The sequence below is a fragment of the Isoptericola sp. NPDC056618 genome, from assembly GCF_042792715.1.
Taxonomy (GTDB): domain Bacteria; phylum Actinomycetota; class Actinomycetes; order Actinomycetales; family Cellulomonadaceae; genus Isoptericola; species Isoptericola nanjingensis.
Genome location: NZ_JBHTVZ010000002.1, coordinates 439,503 through 454,613, shown reverse-complemented (window position 1 = coordinate 454,613; position 15,111 = coordinate 439,503). Strand labels below are relative to the sequence as shown.

General features: G+C 73.9%; 14 protein-coding genes. 1 reads left to right on the top strand and 13 read right to left on the bottom strand.

Translation table 11 applies throughout. From position 1 onward, the window contains the following. Positions 1–196 precede the first annotated feature (196 nt). The 5 genes from metK to mihF form a co-directional block, all read right to left on the bottom strand. Positions 197–1,414: a methionine adenosyltransferase gene (gene metK / locus ACFQ8T_RS05190; protein WP_430545483.1), complete on the bottom strand. Its 1,218-nt coding sequence runs from the start codon at positions 1,412–1,414 to the stop codon at positions 197–199. A 76-nt stretch (positions 1,415–1,490) separates the two neighbouring features. Then, positions 1,491–2,738 (bottom strand): bifunctional phosphopantothenoylcysteine decarboxylase/phosphopantothenate--cysteine ligase CoaBC, encoded by a 1,248-nt coding sequence (coaBC, locus tag ACFQ8T_RS05185; RefSeq protein ID WP_430545482.1) that lies wholly within the window; start codon positions 2,736–2,738, stop codon positions 1,491–1,493. Between the two features lie 55 nt (positions 2,739–2,793). After that, on the bottom strand, positions 2,794–3,111 hold the full coding sequence (rpoZ, locus tag ACFQ8T_RS05180; RefSeq protein WP_430545481.1) for a DNA-directed RNA polymerase subunit omega: 318 nt from the start codon (positions 3,109–3,111) through the stop codon (positions 2,794–2,796). A 116-nt stretch (positions 3,112–3,227) separates the two neighbouring features. Continuing rightward, the gene (gene gmk / locus ACFQ8T_RS05175) at positions 3,228–3,893 is read right to left on the bottom strand and encodes a guanylate kinase (RefSeq protein ID WP_430545480.1); all 666 of its coding nucleotides are present in this window, start codon (positions 3,891–3,893) and stop codon (positions 3,228–3,230) included. After that, positions 3,886–4,197 (bottom strand): integration host factor, actinobacterial type, encoded by a 312-nt coding sequence (mihF, locus tag ACFQ8T_RS05170; RefSeq protein WP_079575226.1) that lies wholly within the window; start codon positions 4,195–4,197, stop codon positions 3,886–3,888. The genes gmk and mihF overlap by 8 nt, the downstream gene beginning before the upstream one ends. Before the next feature lie 206 nt (positions 4,198–4,403). On the opposite strand from mihF, the gene ACFQ8T_RS05165 reads away from it, so the two are divergent. Further along, positions 4,404–5,213 carry a class I SAM-dependent DNA methyltransferase gene (locus ACFQ8T_RS05165; protein WP_430545479.1) on the top strand — a complete coding sequence of 270 codons (810 nt, stop codon included), beginning with the start codon at positions 4,404–4,406 and terminating at the stop codon, positions 5,211–5,213. Positions 5,214–5,309: 96 nt separating this feature from the next. On the opposite strand, the gene pyrF is transcribed toward ACFQ8T_RS05165, so the two are convergent. From pyrF to nusB, 8 genes are all read right to left on the bottom strand, one after another. Then, entirely contained in the window at positions 5,310–6,197 is an 888-nt protein-coding gene (gene pyrF, locus ACFQ8T_RS05160; RefSeq protein WP_430545478.1) for an orotidine-5'-phosphate decarboxylase, read from the bottom strand. Further along, complete coding sequence (gene carB / locus ACFQ8T_RS05155; protein WP_430545477.1) at positions 6,194–9,568, bottom strand: carbamoyl-phosphate synthase large subunit; 3,375 nt, start codon at positions 9,566–9,568, stop codon at positions 6,194–6,196. The genes pyrF and carB overlap by 4 nt, the downstream gene beginning before the upstream one ends. After that, positions 9,568–10,821: a glutamine-hydrolyzing carbamoyl-phosphate synthase small subunit gene (carA, locus tag ACFQ8T_RS05150; RefSeq protein WP_430545613.1), complete on the bottom strand. Its 1,254-nt coding sequence runs from the start codon at positions 10,819–10,821 to the stop codon at positions 9,568–9,570. Before carA ends, carB begins: the two co-directional genes overlap by 1 nt. A gap of 56 nt (positions 10,822–10,877) precedes the next feature. After that, positions 10,878–11,420, bottom strand: coding sequence for a hypothetical protein (locus ACFQ8T_RS05145; protein WP_430545476.1), 543 nt, complete (start codon positions 11,418–11,420; stop codon positions 10,878–10,880). Next, positions 11,417–12,763: a dihydroorotase gene (locus ACFQ8T_RS05140; RefSeq protein ID WP_430545475.1), complete on the bottom strand. Its 1,347-nt coding sequence runs from the start codon at positions 12,761–12,763 to the stop codon at positions 11,417–11,419. The genes ACFQ8T_RS05145 and ACFQ8T_RS05140 overlap by 4 nt, the downstream gene beginning before the upstream one ends. After that, complete coding sequence (locus ACFQ8T_RS05135) at positions 12,760–13,818, bottom strand: aspartate carbamoyltransferase catalytic subunit (RefSeq protein ID WP_430545474.1); 1,059 nt, start codon at positions 13,816–13,818, stop codon at positions 12,760–12,762. Before ACFQ8T_RS05135 ends, ACFQ8T_RS05140 begins: the two co-directional genes overlap by 4 nt. Next, positions 13,815–14,444, bottom strand: coding sequence for a bifunctional pyr operon transcriptional regulator/uracil phosphoribosyltransferase PyrR (pyrR, locus tag ACFQ8T_RS05130; RefSeq protein WP_430545473.1), 630 nt, complete (start codon positions 14,442–14,444; stop codon positions 13,815–13,817). Before pyrR ends, ACFQ8T_RS05135 begins: the two co-directional genes overlap by 4 nt. A 247-nt stretch (positions 14,445–14,691) precedes the next feature. After that, positions 14,692–15,108, bottom strand: a complete 417-nt coding sequence (nusB, locus tag ACFQ8T_RS05125; protein ID WP_430545472.1) for a transcription antitermination factor NusB — start codon at positions 15,106–15,108, stop codon at positions 14,692–14,694. Positions 15,109–15,111: the final 3 nt, after the last annotated feature.

Here is a 15,111-nt window from a genome sequence, read left to right as displayed (position 1 = left end):
CACGCCTCGCCGACGCCGTGGTCTCGACGGGTCGATCGACGAATCCGTCGGACGAAGGGAGAGCGTGGTGGCGAGGTTCCTGCGCGCGGACGTATCCCTCCCGAAGTGGAGGGCGCCCAGGCGCCCGTGAACGCGTCCGCGCGCAGGAACCTTGCCACCACGCGGCCGCCGCCGAAGTGACGGCACCCACGAGCGATCAGACCGCAGCCCGCAGCGCGTCGACGCGGTCCGTGCGCTCCCAGGTGAACCCGGGCAGGTCGCGGCCGAAGTGTCCGTAGGCGGCCGTCTGGGCGTACACGGGGCGCAGCAGGTCCAGGTCGCGGATGATCGCCGCCGGGCGCAGGTCGAAGACGCTCTCGATGGCCGCGGCGATCCGCTCGGTGGCCACCGTCTCCGTCCCGAACGTCTCGACGTACAGCCCCACCGGGTGCGCCTTGCCGATCGCGTACGCGACCTGCACCTCGCACCGGCGCGCCAGCCCGGCCGCGACGACGTTCTTCGCGACCCAGCGCATCGCGTACGCGGCGGACCGGTCGACCTTCGACGGGTCCTTGCCGGAGAAGGCGCCGCCCCCGTGCCGCGCCATGCCGCCGTATGTGTCGACGATGATCTTGCGCCCGGTGAGGCCGGCGTCGCCCTGCGGCCCGCCCACGACGAACTTGCCGGTGGGGTTGACGATGAGGCGCGCGTCCGTCGTCCCGACGCCGGTCTCCTGGGCCACCTGGGCCAGCACCGGCGCGATGACGACGTCCGCGACCTCGCGCTGCAGCTTCTCCTGCACGATGTCGGCGTCGTGCTGCGTGGACAGCACGACGGTGTCGACGCGCACCGGTCGGTCGCCGTCGTACGCGACCGTCACCTGGGTCTTGCCGTCGGGGCGCAGCCCGGGCAGCTCGCCCGAGCGCCGCACGGCCGAGAGCCGCTCCGCGAGCCGGTGCGACGTCCAGATGGGCAGCGGCATCAGGGACGGCGTCTCGTCGGTGGCGTACCCGAACATCAGGCCCTGGTCGCCCGCGCCCTGCGCGTCGAGCGGGTCGCGGTCGAGGCCCGGGCCGGAGGCGTCGTCGCGCTCCTCGAGGCTCTTGTCGACGCCCTGCGCGATGTCGGGCGACTGCTGCCCGATCGACACGGAGACGCCGCAGGAGTCGCCGTCGAACCCGATCGCGGAGGACGTGTACCCGATGCGGCGGACCACCTCGCGGACGATCTGCGGGATCTCGACGTACGCGTCGGTCGTGACCTCGCCCGCCACGTGCACGAGGCCCGTGGTCACCATCGTCTCCACCGCCACGCGCGAGCGCGGGTCCTGCGCGAGCAGCGCGTCGAGGATCGCGTCGGAGATCTGGTCGCAGACCTTGTCCGGGTGGCCCTCGGTCACGGACTCTGACGTGAAGAGGCGCAGCGCATCGGTCATGGCGGACAGCCTACGGGGAACAGTCCGCCCCGTCGGGCCCTCGAGACGGGAAATGTCTCACATGCTGGGGTGAATCTCAGATGCCGGGCAGCGTCTTCGTCACGGCGTCCCAGATGGCGTCCGCGACCTCGCGCTTCGACCCTGCGGCCTCGGTCACGACCTCGCCGCGGCCGTCGAGCACCGTGACGGCGTTGGTGGGGGCGCCGAAGCCGCGCCCGCCGCCCACGGCGTTCACCGCGAGGAGGTCCGCGCCCTTGCGCAGCGCCTTGCGGCGCCCGTGCTCGAGCACGGAGCCCGCCGCGTCGCCGGTCTCGGCCGCGAAGCCCACGACGAGCTGGCCGGGGCGCAGCCGGTCGTGCGCGAGCTCGGCGAGCACGTCCGGGTTCTCGACGAGCGTGATGGGTGCCGGGCCCTCGCCCGGCACCTTCTTGATCTTGGCGTCCGGCACGTCGGCCGGGCGGAAGTCGGCCACCGCCGCCGCCATCACGACGACGTCGGCGCCCGACGCGCCCGCACGCACGGCGTCGCGCAGCTCGGCCGTGGTCTCCACGGGCACGACGACGACGCCGGCCCCGCGCGCGGCCTCGCACACGGCGTCGTCCAGGTTGGCGGCCACGAGCGTGACCGCGGCGCCTCGGGCGCGGGCCGCCTCGGCCAGCGCGGCACCCTGGCGCCCGCTGGACCTGTTGCCGATGAAGCGCACCGGGTCGATCGGCTCGCGGGTGCCCCCCGCGGAGACGACCACGGTGCGACCGGACAGGTCGCCGGGAGGCCCGTCCCCGGTCGTCGAGGAGGCGGCGGACGCCGCGGCCGCGAGGGCTGCACGCGCGATCTCCTCCGGCTCGGGCAGGCGCCCCGGGCCGGTGTCCGCGCCGGTGAGACGGCCGCTCTCCGGCTCGATCACCGTGACGCCCCGCTCGCGCAGCGTCGCCACGTTGGCGCGGGTGGCGGGGTGCTCCCACATCTCGGTGTGCATGGCGGGGGCCATCACGACCGGGCAGCGTGCGGTGAGGAGGGTCGAGGTGAGGAGGTCGTCGGCCCGGCCGGTCGCCGCCCGGGCGAGCAGGTCCGCCGTCGCGGGCGCCACGACGACGAGGTCGGCGCCCTGTCCGAGCGCCACGTGGGGGACGTGCGCGACGTCCTCGAAGACCTCGTCCGTGACCGGCTCGCCGGACAGCGCCTCGAACGTCGGCGCGCCCACGAAACGCAGGGCGGACGCGGTCGGGATCACCCGGACCGCGTGGCCGTCCTCGCGCAGGAGCCGCAGCAGCAGCACGGCCTTGTACGCGGCGATGCCGCCGCTGACGCCGAGCAGGATCCTCATCGCGCGCTACCTCGTCGCCGCAGGGTGGCGCCGGTCGCCGACCGGCGCCGTGCCGTCAGAAGGTGATCTCGTCGCCGGGCTCGGCGACCGGCTCCGCGGCGGCCTCGGGCTTCTCCTCGACCGGGGTCGAGGTGAGCAGGCCCTCGTTGATCTCGCGCATGGCGATGGAGAGCGGCTTCTCCTGGTTGCGGGTCTCGACCAGCGGGCCCACGTTCTCGAGCAGGCCCTCGTTGAGCTGCGAGTAGTAGGCGTTGATCTGGCGGGCGCGCTGGGATGCGTACAGCACGAGGCCGTACTTCGAGTCGGTGCGCTCGAGCAGCTCGTCGATGGGCGGGTCGGTGATGCCGATGGGCTGGGCCACGGTTCCGGCCATGGGTCACACTCCAGACAAAGTTCGGTGACGGGTTCGCTGACGGCCGCGGTGACGCGATGTCAGGGGGTCAGCGGTCCATCCTACCTGCGGTCGGGCGCGGACCCCCAGCCGGTGCCCTACAGGGCGACCCGGGGTGCGGCGGACGTCACACCCATCACCCTCGCGAGCCGGTCCGTGGCGTGGGTGACGTCGTCGTTGACGATCGTCACGTCGAACTCGGCCTCGGCGGCGAGCTCGGTCCGCGCCGTGGTCAGGCGTCGCTCACGTTCCTCCGCGTCCTCCGTGCCGCGCCCGACCAGGCGCCGCACGAGCTCGTCGAAGCTCGGCGGGGCGAGGAAGACGAACTGCGCGGCGAGCCCTCTCGCCGTGACCGCCTCGCGCACCTGGCGCGCCCCCTGCAGGTCGATCTCCAGCAGGGTGGGCACGCCGGCAGCGAGATGCTCCTCGACCGGCCCCCGGGGGGTGCCGTACCGGTGCCGGCCGTGCACCACCGCCCACTCGAGCATCTCCCCCTCGGCGACCATCCGGTCAAACTCCTCGGGCGAGACGAACAGGTAGTGCACGCCGTGCACCTCGCCGGGGCGCGGCGGCCGGGTCGTCGCCGACACCGACAGCCACACCTGCGGGTAGCGGGCGCGCACGTCGGCCGAGACCGTGCCCTTGCCGACGGCCGTCGGCCCGGCCAGCACGGTCAGGCGCGCCGACGGCGCTCCCGCGTCCGCCGTGACAGGGGCCTGCTGCGGTGCCGGACTGCCGGCGGGTGGTGCGGAAATGTCAGCCAAACCTCTCGATGAGCGCCGAAGCCTGGTGCGGCCCGAGGCCGCGGACCCGGCGGGTCTCGGCGATCCCGATCTCCTCCATGATCGCCCGGGCCTTCACCTTACCGACCCCGGGGAGCGACTCGAGCAGCGAGACGACCTTGAGCTTGCCCACGACGTCGTCCTTCTGCCCCTTCTCGATCACGTCCTTGAGGGAGCCCTGGGAGTACTTCAACCGGTTCTTGATCTCCGCGCGGACGCGCCGAGCCTCGGCCGCCTTCTCGAGGGCCGCAGCACGCTGTTCCGGGGTGAGAGGGGGGAGAGCCACGCAAGTCACCTACTCTGTCGGTCCGCCTGTGAGGGAACTGCTCCCTCGAAAGTAGCCACGACCTGCGGAGGCGGCAATCCGTAGCGCCGCACCGATCGCCGTCCGACCGGGAGGAAAGCGGCATTCGGGTCACGACATCGTCGCAGGTCGCACGCCTGCACGGAAAAGACTCCTGCGGCTCGTGCGCCGCGGCCTACGGTCGGTGCATGCCGACTGACCCTAGGACGACCCCGGACGCCATCCCGGACGCCATCCCGGACGCCATCGAGGACGGGTGGTTCCCCGAGAGCGTCGCCTCCTCCTACGACTCCTCGACCGACGACGAGTTCGACCCGGCGGTCGTCGGACGCACGGTCGACCTGCTCGCCGGCCTCGCGGGCGACGGCGCCGCCCTCGAGCTCGCCGTCGGCACCGGCCGCGTCGCCGCACCTCTCGCGCGCCGCGGCGTGCCCGTGCACGGCATCGAGCTGTCCCGGGCCATGGCGGCGCGCGTCGCGGACAAGCCCGGCGGCGAGCGCGTCGAGGTGACGATCGGCGACATGACGAGCACCCGCGTGCCGGGCGAGTTCGCCGTCGCGTACCTCGTCTTCAACACCATCGGCAACGTCACGACGCAGGACGGCCAGGTGGACTGCTTCCGGACCGCGGCGGCGCACCTGCGCCCCGGCGGGCACTTCGTGGTCGAGGTCGGGGTGCCGCCCCTGCGGCGCATGCCGCCCGGGCAGGACACCGTGCCGTTCACGGTCGCGCCCGACGACGCCGGCGGCGGGTACGTGGGCTTCGACCGGATCGACGTGGTCACCCAGCGGTTCACGTCGAACCACGTGACCGTCGGCCGGGACGGCTCGGGCCGGTTCCGGTGGCTGCCGTTCCGGTACGTCTGGCCGGCCGAGCTGGACCTCATGGCGCGGATCGCCGGGATGCGCCTGGTGCACCGCTGGGAGGACTGGGACCGCACGCCCTTCACCGCCGACAGCGAGCGGCACGTGTCCGTCTGGCAGGTCACCGGGACCTGACGCCGGCGCCTGACGTCAGCACCCGGAGCCAGCACCGCGGAGACGACGACGGGCCCGACCCCGTGAGGGGCGGGCCCGTCGTCCGGACGACCGGCGTCAGGGACGCAGCGCGGCCCGCGCGTCCGCCACCGCGGACGCGGCGGCCGCCCGCAGCCCCTCGGCGTCGGGCCCCGCCGCGAGGACGCCGCGGGACGACGAGGCGAGCACCTGTCGCCGCGCGTCCCCGAAGGCCGAGGCGAGCTCCCGCTCCCCCGCGCCCTGGGCACCCACGCCGGGCGCGAGCAGCGGCCCGTGCACGGCCACGAGGTCCGTGCCGGTCTCGCGGGCGGCGTCGCCGACCGTGGCGCCGACGACGAGCCCGACCGAGCCCATCGGCAGCCCCTCGGCGACGGCCCCCGCGTTCAGCACGGCCGCCTGGGCGGCGACCGACGCCGCGACGCTCACGCCGTCGGGCCCGACGGCGTGCTGCACCTCGTGCCCCTCCTTGTTGGAGGTGAGGCACAGCACGAAGATGCCGCGCCCGGTGCGGGCGGCCAGCTCGGCGGCCGGGGCCAGCGAGCCGAAGCCCAGGTACGGCGACACCGTCACGGCGTCGCCGGCGAGGGGCGAGCCGTCCGCGAGGAACGCGTCGGCGTAGGCGCCCATCGTCGAGCCGATGTCGCCGCGCTTGGCGTCGACGATCGTCAGCGTGCCGACGGCCCGGGACGCGGCGATCACGTCCTCCAGCGCGGCGACCCCGGCCGAGCCGTGCCGCTCGAAGAACGCGGCCTGCGGCTTGAAGGCCGCGACCCGCCCGCCGAGCGCGTCCACGACCCGCAGGCCGAACTCGCGGACCCCGGCGGCGTCGTCGCCCAGCCCCCAGGCCGCGAGCAGCGACGCGTGCGGGTCGATGCCCACGCACAGCGGCCCGTGGGCGTCCATCGCCGCGGCGAGCCGCGCGCCGAAGGGCGCCGAGGAGGCACGGGGCATGGGCGCGGCGCTCATGCCGACGCCCCCGCCGTCACCGCGGCGCCGAGCCGCTCCCGCGTCGCCGTCGTGTGCTCCTGGAGGCTCGCGACGTCGAACGGGCCGCCGCGGACCGCCTCGATGCCCTGCACCGCCGCGGCGAGCTGGTCCACCGTGGTGATCATCGGCTTGTCCGCCGCCGTCGTCGCGGCGCGGATCTCGTAGCCGTCGGCGCGCGCGCCCTGGCCGGACGGCGAGTTGACCACGAGGTCGACGCTGCCGTCGCTGATGAGGTCGACGATCGTCGGCTCGCCGTCGGCACCGCGGCCCTCGGAGAACTTGCGCACCACCGTGCTGCCGATGCCGTTGCGCCGCAGCACCTGCGCCGTGCCGGAGGTGGCGAGCACCTCGAAGCCCAGCTCCGCGAGCCGCTTCACCGGGAAGATGATCGAGCGCTTGTCGCGGTCGGCGACCGACACGAACACGCGGCCCGTGGTGGGCAGCCCGCCGAACGCGGCGGCCTGCGACTTCGCGAAGGCGTGCGGGAAGTCCTTGTCGAAGCCCATGACCTCGCCGGTGGAGCGCATCTCCGGACCGAGCACCGTGTCGACGACCTGGCCCTCGGCGGTCCGGAACCGCTTGAACGGCAGCACGGCCTCCTTGACCGCCAGCGGCGCCCCGAGGTCGAGCGTGCCGCCGTCGCCCTCGGCGGGCAGGACGCCGGCCGCGCGCAGCTCGGCGATCGACTCGCCGACCATCACCCGGGCCGCCGCCTTGGACATCGAGGTGCCCGTCGCCTTGGACACGAAGGGGACGGTGCGCGACGCGCGCGGGTTCGCCTCGAGCACGTACAGGACGTCCGAGACGAGCGCGTACTGCACGTTGAGCAGGCCGCGCACGCCGACCCCCTTGGCGATCGCCTCGGTGGAGCGGCGGATCCGCTCGATCTCGGCCGTCGACAGCGAGACCGGCGGCAGCACGCACGCGGAGTCGCCGGAGTGGATGCCGGCCTCCTCGATGTGCTCCATGACGCCGCCGAGGAACATCTCCTCGCCGTCGTACAGGGCGTCGACGTCGATCTCCATCGCGTCGTCGAGGAAGCGGTCGATGAGCAGCGGCGCGGGCAGCAGGCCGCCGGCCGTGCGCTCGTCCGCGGCGGCGGCCGTGAGCGCCCGCTCGACGTACTCCGTGAGCTGCTCGGCGGAGTACACGATCTCCATGCCGCGGCCGCCGAGCACGTACGACGGGCGCACCAGCACCGGGTAGCCGATCGTCTCGGCCACGTCGCGGGCCTGGCCCAGCGAGCGGGCCGTGCCGAACGCGGGCGCGGGCAGGCCGGCGTCGAGCAGCACCTGGCCGAAGATGCCGCGGTCCTCGGCGGCGTCGATGGCCTCGGGCGAGGTGCCGAGGATCGGGACGCCGGCGTCCGCCAGGCGCTGCGCGAGCGCGAGCGGCGTCTGCCCGCCGAGCTGCACGATCACGCCCTTGACCGGCCCGGCGGCGAGCTCGGCCTCGTAGACCTCGAGGACGTCCTCGAACGTGAGCGGCTCGAAGTACAGGCGGTCGGAGGTGTCGTAGTCCGTCGAGACGGTCTCCGGGTTGCAGTTGACCATGACGGTCTCGTACCGCTCGGACAGGGTCAGGGCGGCGTGCACGCACGAGTAGTCGAACTCGATGCCCTGGCCGATCCGGTTCGGGCCGGAGCCCAGGATGATGACGGCCTCGCGCTCGCGGGGCGCCACCTCGGTCTCCTCGTCGTAGGACGAGTAGTGGTACGGCGTGCGGGCCGCGAACTCGGCGGCGCAGGTGTCGACCGTCTTGTAGACCGGCCGGACGCCGAGCGCGCGCCGCACCTCGCGGACGGTGGCCTCGCCCGCCGGGCCCATGCCGCGCAGCCGTGCGACCTGCACGTCGGACAGGCCGTGCCGCTTGGCGCGGCGCAGCACGTCCTCGGTGAGGGTCGGGCCCGCGGCCACCTCGGCGGCGACCTCGTTCATCAGCAGGATCTGGTCGAGGAACCAGGGGTCGATCTTCGTCGCGTCGAAGACGGCCTCGAGCGTCGTGTGCCCGGCGACGACCGCCCGCAGGGCCTGCTGCACGCCGACCATGCGGTGCTCGGTGGGTCGCACGATCTCGGCGAGCAGCTGGTCGAGCTCCGCCCCGGACGGCGCGTCGCCGTCCCAGTGGAACGAGACCCCGCCCTTGTCGATCGAGCGCAGGGCCTTGCCGAGCGCCTCGGTGAAGTTGCGGCCCAGCGCCATGGCCTCGCCCACCGACTTCATGGTCGTGGTGAGCGTCGGGTCGGCGGCCGGGAACTTCTCGAACGCGAAGCGGGGCACCTTGACGACGACGTAGTCGAGCGTGGGCTCGAAGCTCGCCGGCGTGACGCGCGTGATGTCGTTCGGGATCTCGTCGAGCGTGTAGCCGACGGCGAGCTTGGCCGCGATCTTCGCGATCGGGAAGCCGGTCGCCTTCGAGGCGAGGGCCGAGGAGCGCGACACGCGCGGGTTCATCTCGATGACGATGACGCGCCCGGTGTCGGGGTCGACGGCGAACTGGATGTTGCAGCCGCCGGTGTCGACGCCGACCTCGCGGATGACGGCGATGCCGATGTCGCGCAGCTTCTGGTACTCGCGGTCGGTGAGCGTCATCGCGGGGGCGACAGTGACGGAGTCGCCGGTGTGCACGCCGACGGGGTCGACGTTCTCGATCGAGCAGACGACCACGACGTTGTCGTCCTTGTCACGCATGAGCTCGAGCTCGTACTCCTTCCAGCCGAGGATCGACTCCTCCAGGAGCACCTCGGTGGTCGGCGAGTAGTGCAGGCCCTGGCCGACGATGCGGCGCAGCTCGCGCTCGTCGTACGCGAAGCCGGAGCCGAGGCCGCCCATCGTGAAGGACGGGCGCACGACCATCGGGTAGCCGAGGTCGGCGGCCGCCGCGACGGCCTCCTCCACGGTGTGCACGATGACGGAGCGGGCGGACTCGCCGCCGCACTTGGCGACGACGTCCTTGAACTGCTGGCGGTCCTCGCCCTTCTGGATGGCGGGGATGTTCGCGCCGATGAGCTCGACGTCGTACTGCTCGAGGACGCCGGCCTCGTCGAGGGCGATGGCGGCGTTGAGCGCCGTCTGTCCGCCCAGGGTGGGCAGGAGTGCGTCGGGGCGCTCCTTGGCGATGATCGAGGTGAGCACCTCGGTGGTGATCGGCTCGACGTAGGTGGCGTCGGCGAACTCCGGGTCGGTCATGATCGTGGCCGGGTTCGAGTTCACGAGGACGACCCGCAGGCCCTCCTCCTTGAGCACGCGGCAGGCCTGCGTGCCGGAGTAGTCGAACTCGCAGGCCTGGCCGATGACGATCGGGCCGGAGCCGATGACCAGGACGGAGGAGAGGTCGGAACGGCGGGGCATCAGTTCTCCTTCAGCGCGGCCAGCGTGGCGGCGGGGACGGTCACGGGCTCGCGGCTCGTCATGAGCTCGACGAAGCGGTCGAAGAGGTAGGCGCTGTCGTGCGGTCCGGCGGCGGCCTCGGGGTGGTACTGCACGGAGAAGGCCGGCACGTCGAGCGCGGTCAGCCCCTCGACCACCTGGTCGTTGAGGCCGACGTGGGACACGATGACGCGGCCGTAGGCGCGGCCGTCGCCGCGCTCGGCGTCGTGCGGTGCGGTGGACACGGCGTCGAGCGGCGCGTCGACGGCGAAGCCGTGGTTGTGCGCCGTGACCTCCACCTTGCCGGTGGTGCGGTCCATGACCGGCTGGTTGATGCCGCGGTGGCCGTACCCGAGCTTGTACGTGCCGTACCCCAGGGCGCGGCCCAGCAGCTGGTTGCCGAAGCAGATGCCGAAGAACGGGATGCCGCGGTCCAGCACGCCGCGCAGCAGCTCGATCTCGTGGGTGGCCGACGAGGGGTCGCCGGGGCCGTTCGAGAAGAACACGCCGGTGGGCGAGCCGTCGGTCGGCAGCAGGGCCTCGATGTCGGCGATCGTGGCCGACTGGGGCACGACGTGCACGCGCACGCCCCGCTGCGCGAGCCGCGCCGGGGTCATGGCCTTGATGCCCAGGTCGACGGCGACGACGGTCGCCAGCGGCTCCCGCCCGGCGAAGTCGCCCGAGGGCTCGACGACGTACGCCTGGTCGGTCGTGACCTCCGGGGAGAGGTTGGCGCCCGCCATCTGCGGGGACGCCTGCACCTCGGCGACCAGCTCGGGCACCGACCGCTCGACGAGCGTGCCGCCGGCGACCTCGCGCACCAGGGCGTCGCCGGAGAAGATCCCGGCGCGCATGACGCCCAGCTCGCGCAGGTGGCGCGTGAGCTTGCGGGTGTCGACGTCGCTGATGCCCACGACGCCCTGGGCCGCGAGCTCCTCCTCGAGGGAGCGGTCCGCACGCCAGGAGGACATGCGGCGGGCGGGGTCGCGCAGCACGTAGCCGGCGACCCAGATCTTGCCGGACTCCGGGTCCTCGTCGTTGATGCCGGTGTTCCCGACGTGCGGGGCCGTCATCACGACGATCTGCCGGTGGTAGGAGGGGTCGGTGAGGGTCTCCTGGTAGCCGGTCATGCCGGTGGAGAAGACGATCTCGCCGAAGGTGGCGCCGCGGGCGCCGTACGCGCGGCCGCGGGCCACGGTGCCGTCCTCGAGCACGAGGAGGGCCGCGTGCGGCACGGGCGCGCGGCTCGGCACGGGGCCGCTCGACGCGGAGCTGGTCAGGGAGCTGGAGGTCACTGCTCGTCCTTCGGTGCGGGGGCGGAGGTCATGAGGTGGCGCACGGCGTCGACCAGGCGGGAGCGGTCGGGCGCGAGGCGGGTGCGCAGGCCGGTGTCGAGGGCGACCGCCGGCACGCCGTCGCGCTCCGGGTCCTCCCAGGTCACGACGACCAGGCCGTCGGCGCCGACGTACTTGCCGGCCATGCCGGGGGCCAGCCCGACGCCGCGCAGGGCGGCCACGGGCGCGAACACGTCGGGGGCACCGTCGCGCTCGACCAGGACGCCGGCGTCGTGCACGGACACGTGGGCGGTGGAGCGGTCACCGAGGTGGTGGGCGCCGACCCGCGCCAGCCAGTCCCCCGCCAGGGTCGAGGAGACGTACGTGGCGTCGAGCGGGCCGAGGCGCAGCGCGCCGAGGTCCTCGGGGACGGCGGGAGGCACGGGGACGGTGTCCCGGGTGCGGGCGGCGAGCCGGCGCCGGCCGGTGAGGATCACGAGCAGGAGCAGGACGCCGATGACGACCCAGATCCCGACCGCGACGGGCATGGGGAGGTTCATCGCGCCCCTCCCCGCTGGACCGCCGGCGCAGCGGCGGGCTCGACGGGCGCGCCGTCGAGCACGGTGGCGCGGCCGCGCAGGAACGTCGCCACCACGCGGCCGGGCAGCTCGCGGCCGGCGAAGGGCGTGTTGCCGCTCGCGGTGGCCTGGGCGGCTCCGTCGACCGTCCGCGAGGCGGCCGGGTCGACCAGCGTGAGGTTGGCGGGCTCGCCGGCCTCGACCGGCCGGCCGTGGTCCGCGACCCGGCCGATCCGGGCGGGGTTGGTCGACAGGACGCGCGCGACGTCGGCCCAGCCGAGCCGGCCGGTGTCGACCATGGTCTGCTGCACGACCGACAGGGCCGTCTCCAGCCCGGTCATGCCGAACGCGGCGGCGCCCCACTCGCAGTCCTTGTCCTCGCGGGTGTGCGGGGCGTGGTCCGTGGCGACGATGTCGATCGTGCCGTCGGCCAGGCCCTGGCGCACGGCCTCGACGTCCTCGGCGGTGCGCAGCGGCGGGTTCACCTTGTACGTGGGGTCGTAGGTGCGGGCGAGCTCGTCCGTGAGGATCAGGTGGTGCGGCGTCACCTCGGCGGTGACGTCGATGCCGCGGCCCTTGGCCCAGCGGACGATCTCGACCGAGCCGGCGGTCGACAGGTGGCAGACGTGGAGGCGCGAGCCGACGTGCTCGGCGAGCAGCACGTCGCGGGCGATGATCGCCTCCTCGGCGACCGCCGGCCAGCCGGCCAGGCCGATCTCGGCCGAGACGACGCCCTCGTTCATCTGGGCGCCCTCGGTGAGGCGCGGCTCCTGCGCGTGCTGCGCGACGACGCCGTCGAACGCCTTGACGTACTCCAGCGCGCGGCGCATGAGGATCGGGTCGTGCACGCACTTGCCGTCGTCGGAGAAGACCCGGACGCGGGCCGCGGAGTCGGCCATCGCACCGAGCTCGGCGAGGCGCTCGCCCCCCAGGCCCACGGTGACGGCCCCGACCGGGTGCACGTCGACCCAGCCGGCCTCCTGGCCCAGGCGCCACACCTGCTCGACCACGCCGGCGGTGTCGGCGACGGGCGACGTGTTGGCCATGGCGTGCACGGCGGTGAAGCCGCCCGCCGCGGCCGCGCGGGTGCCGGACGCGACCGTCTCGGCGTCCTCGCGGCCCGGCTCGCGCAGGTGGGTGTGCAGGTCGACCAGCCCCGGCAGGAGCACGTGCCCGTCGGCCGCGATCTCGACGACGTCGTCGCCGGCGGGCACGTCCGCGGCACCCGGGGCGGCGACCTGGGTGATCACGCCGTCCGCGAGGACGACGTCGGCGGGCTCGCCGCCGAGGGGACGGGCCCCGCGCAGCACATAGGTCGTGGTCACAGGGCGGTCCCTTCGGTGGTGCTCGAGACAGGGGCGGGCGGAGCGGCGGGCACCGAGGCGGGCGCGGGGGCCGACGATTCGGTGCCGGACAGCAGCAGGTAGAGCGAGGCCATGCGCACGGCGACGCCGTTGGCTACCTGCTCCACGATGACGGCGCGGTCCGAGTCGGCCGCCTCGGCGGAGATCTCCAGCCCGCGGTTCATCGGGCCGGGGTGCATGACGATCGAGTGCGCGGGCAGCAGCGCCAGGCGGCGGCCGTCGAGGCCGAAGTAGCGGGTGTACTCCAGCGGGCTCGGGAAGAACGCCCCCGCTCCCCCGGACATCCGCTCGCGCTGCACGCGGAGCATCATCACGGCGTCGGGCTGCCAGTCGGCGAGCGTGGCGTCCAGGTCGTAGGACGTGCGGCACGGCCAGGTCTCGACGCCGACCGGGAGGAGCGTCGGCGGCGACACGAGCGTCACCTCGGCGCCCAGCGTGCGCAGCAGCCACACGTTGGCCCGGGCGACGCGCGAGTGCAGGACGTCGCCCACGATCGCGACCTTCACGCCCGCGAGGTCGGCGCCGACGCCGTCGTCCCCGCCGCGGCGCAGGCCGCCGCCGTGGCCGCCGAGGTGCCGGCGGATCGTGTAGGCGTCGAGCAGCGCCTGCGTGGGGTGCATGTGCGTGCCGTCGCCGGCGTTGAGCACGGCCGCGTCGAGCCAGCCCGCGTGCGCGAGCTGGTACGGGGCGCCCGAGGCCCAGTGGCGGACCACCACGGCGTCGGCGCCCATCGCGTGCAGGGTGAGCGCGGTGTCCTTGAGCGACTCGCCCTTGGACACGCTCGACCCCTTGGCCGAGAAGTTGATGACGTCCGCGGACAGCCGCTTGGCGGCCGTCTCGAACGAGATCCGGGTGCGGGTGGAGTCCTCGAAGAAGAGGTTCACCACGGTGCGGCCGCGCAGCGTCGGCAGCTTCTTGATCTCGCGGGACTGCGTCGCGGCCATCTGCGCGGCGGTGTCGAGGAGCTCGATCGCCTCGTCCTTGGCCAGGTCGGCGGTGGAGAGCAGGTGCCTCATCGCTGGTCCCCCTCGCCCGGGGCGCCGGCGCCGGGCTCGCGCCCGCTGATCACCACGGCGTCGGAGCCGTCCACCTCCGCGAGCAGCACGCGCACCCGCTCCGTCTGGGCGGTCGGGAGGTTCTTGCCCACGAAGTCGGGACGGATCGGCAGCTCGCGGTGCCCGCGGTCCACCAGGCAGGCGAGGCGCACGGCCTGCGGACGGCCGAGGTCGCCGATGGCGTCGAGCGCGGCGCGGATCGTGCGGCCGGAGAAGAGGACGTCGTCGACGAGGACGACGGTCTTGCCCTCGATCCCCGCGGCGGGCAGCCGCGTGACGCCGACCGCGCGGGTGGGCTGGCGGCGCAGGTCGTCGCGGTACATCGTGACGTCCAGCTCGCCGAGGTCGCGCTCCGGGTCGAAGCCGGGGTCGATGCTCGCGAGCCGCTGCGCGAGGCGGGCGGCGAGGGTGACCCCGCGGGTCGGGATGCCGAGCAGGACGACGTCCTGGGCTCCCTTGGCGCGCTCGACGATCTCGTGCGCGATGCGGGTGAGGGCGCGGGCGACGTCGCTCGCGCCGAGCACGACGGTCCCTTCGGGGACGTCGCGCGGATCGGGTGTTCCGGGCATGCCGGTGCCAGCAGTCACTGGCGACCTCCTTCTCCGCCTCACGGGACGGGCTTAAAGGGTGTCGTTCTGACGGCCTCCACCCTATCCCGTCGCCCCGCCGCCACCCGTGAGCGTGCCCACCATGCGGGCGCGGCGTGCGTCACACGACCACCCTCGCCCCCGCCCCGGAACGCCGAACAGGCGGTTGCTCCCGCCGTCACGGCCGCAAGGGCCGTGGGTCCGGGAGCAACCGCCTGTTCGGCACGGAACGGCGTCGCGAGCGACGTCAGATCAGCAGCGTCGGCTTGATGTCGACGAGCCGGCCCAGCAGGCCGTTGACGAACGACGGCGAGTCGTCCGTCGAGAGCTGCCCGGCGAGGTCGACCGCCTCGTCCACCGCGACGGCGTCGGGGACGTCGTCGTTGTACAGCAGCTCCCAGGTGCCGATCCGCAGCAGCGCGCGGTCGACCGCGGGCATCCGCTCCACCGTCCACCCCTGGGAGTAGGTGGCCAGCAGCTCGTCGATGCGCTCGCGGTGAGCGACGACGCCCTCGACGAGGTCGACGGTGTACTGCGGCACGGCGGCCTCGGTGTGCGGCTCGATCACCCGGTCCGCGACGAGCACCTGCGGGTCGATCCCGCGCTGCTCCGCCTCGAAGAGGATGTCGACGGCGCGCTTGCGCGCCTTGGTGCGTGCACCCATGTC

Bases quoted from the DNA above. Each gene is read 5' to 3' on its own strand.
- metK (WP_430545483.1), bottom strand. From the start codon at position 1,414: ATGACCGATGCGCTGCGCCTCTTCACGTCAGAGTCCGTGACCGAGGGC.
- carB (WP_430545477.1), bottom strand. From the start codon at position 9,568: ATGCCCCGCCGTTCCGACCTCTCCTCCGTCCTGGTCATCGGCTCCGGC.
- rpoZ (WP_430545481.1), bottom strand. From the start codon at position 3,111: ATGGCCGGAACCGTGGCCCAGCCCATCGGCATCACCGACCCGCCCATC.
- coaBC (WP_430545482.1), bottom strand. From the start codon at position 2,738: ATGAGGATCCTGCTCGGCGTCAGCGGCGGCATCGCCGCGTACAAGGCC.
- nusB (WP_430545472.1), bottom strand. From the start codon at position 15,108: ATGGGTGCACGCACCAAGGCGCGCAAGCGCGCCGTCGACATCCTCTTC.
- pyrF (WP_430545478.1), bottom strand. From the start codon at position 6,197: ATGAGCGCCGCGCCCATGCCCCGTGCCTCCTCGGCGCCCTTCGGCGCG.
- ACFQ8T_RS05145 (WP_430545476.1), bottom strand. From the start codon at position 11,420: ATGAACCTCCCCATGCCCGTCGCGGTCGGGATCTGGGTCGTCATCGGC.
- ACFQ8T_RS05165 (WP_430545479.1), top strand. From the start codon at position 4,404: ATGCCGACTGACCCTAGGACGACCCCGGACGCCATCCCGGACGCCATC.
- ACFQ8T_RS05135 (WP_430545474.1), bottom strand. From the start codon at position 13,818: ATGAGGCACCTGCTCTCCACCGCCGACCTGGCCAAGGACGAGGCGATC.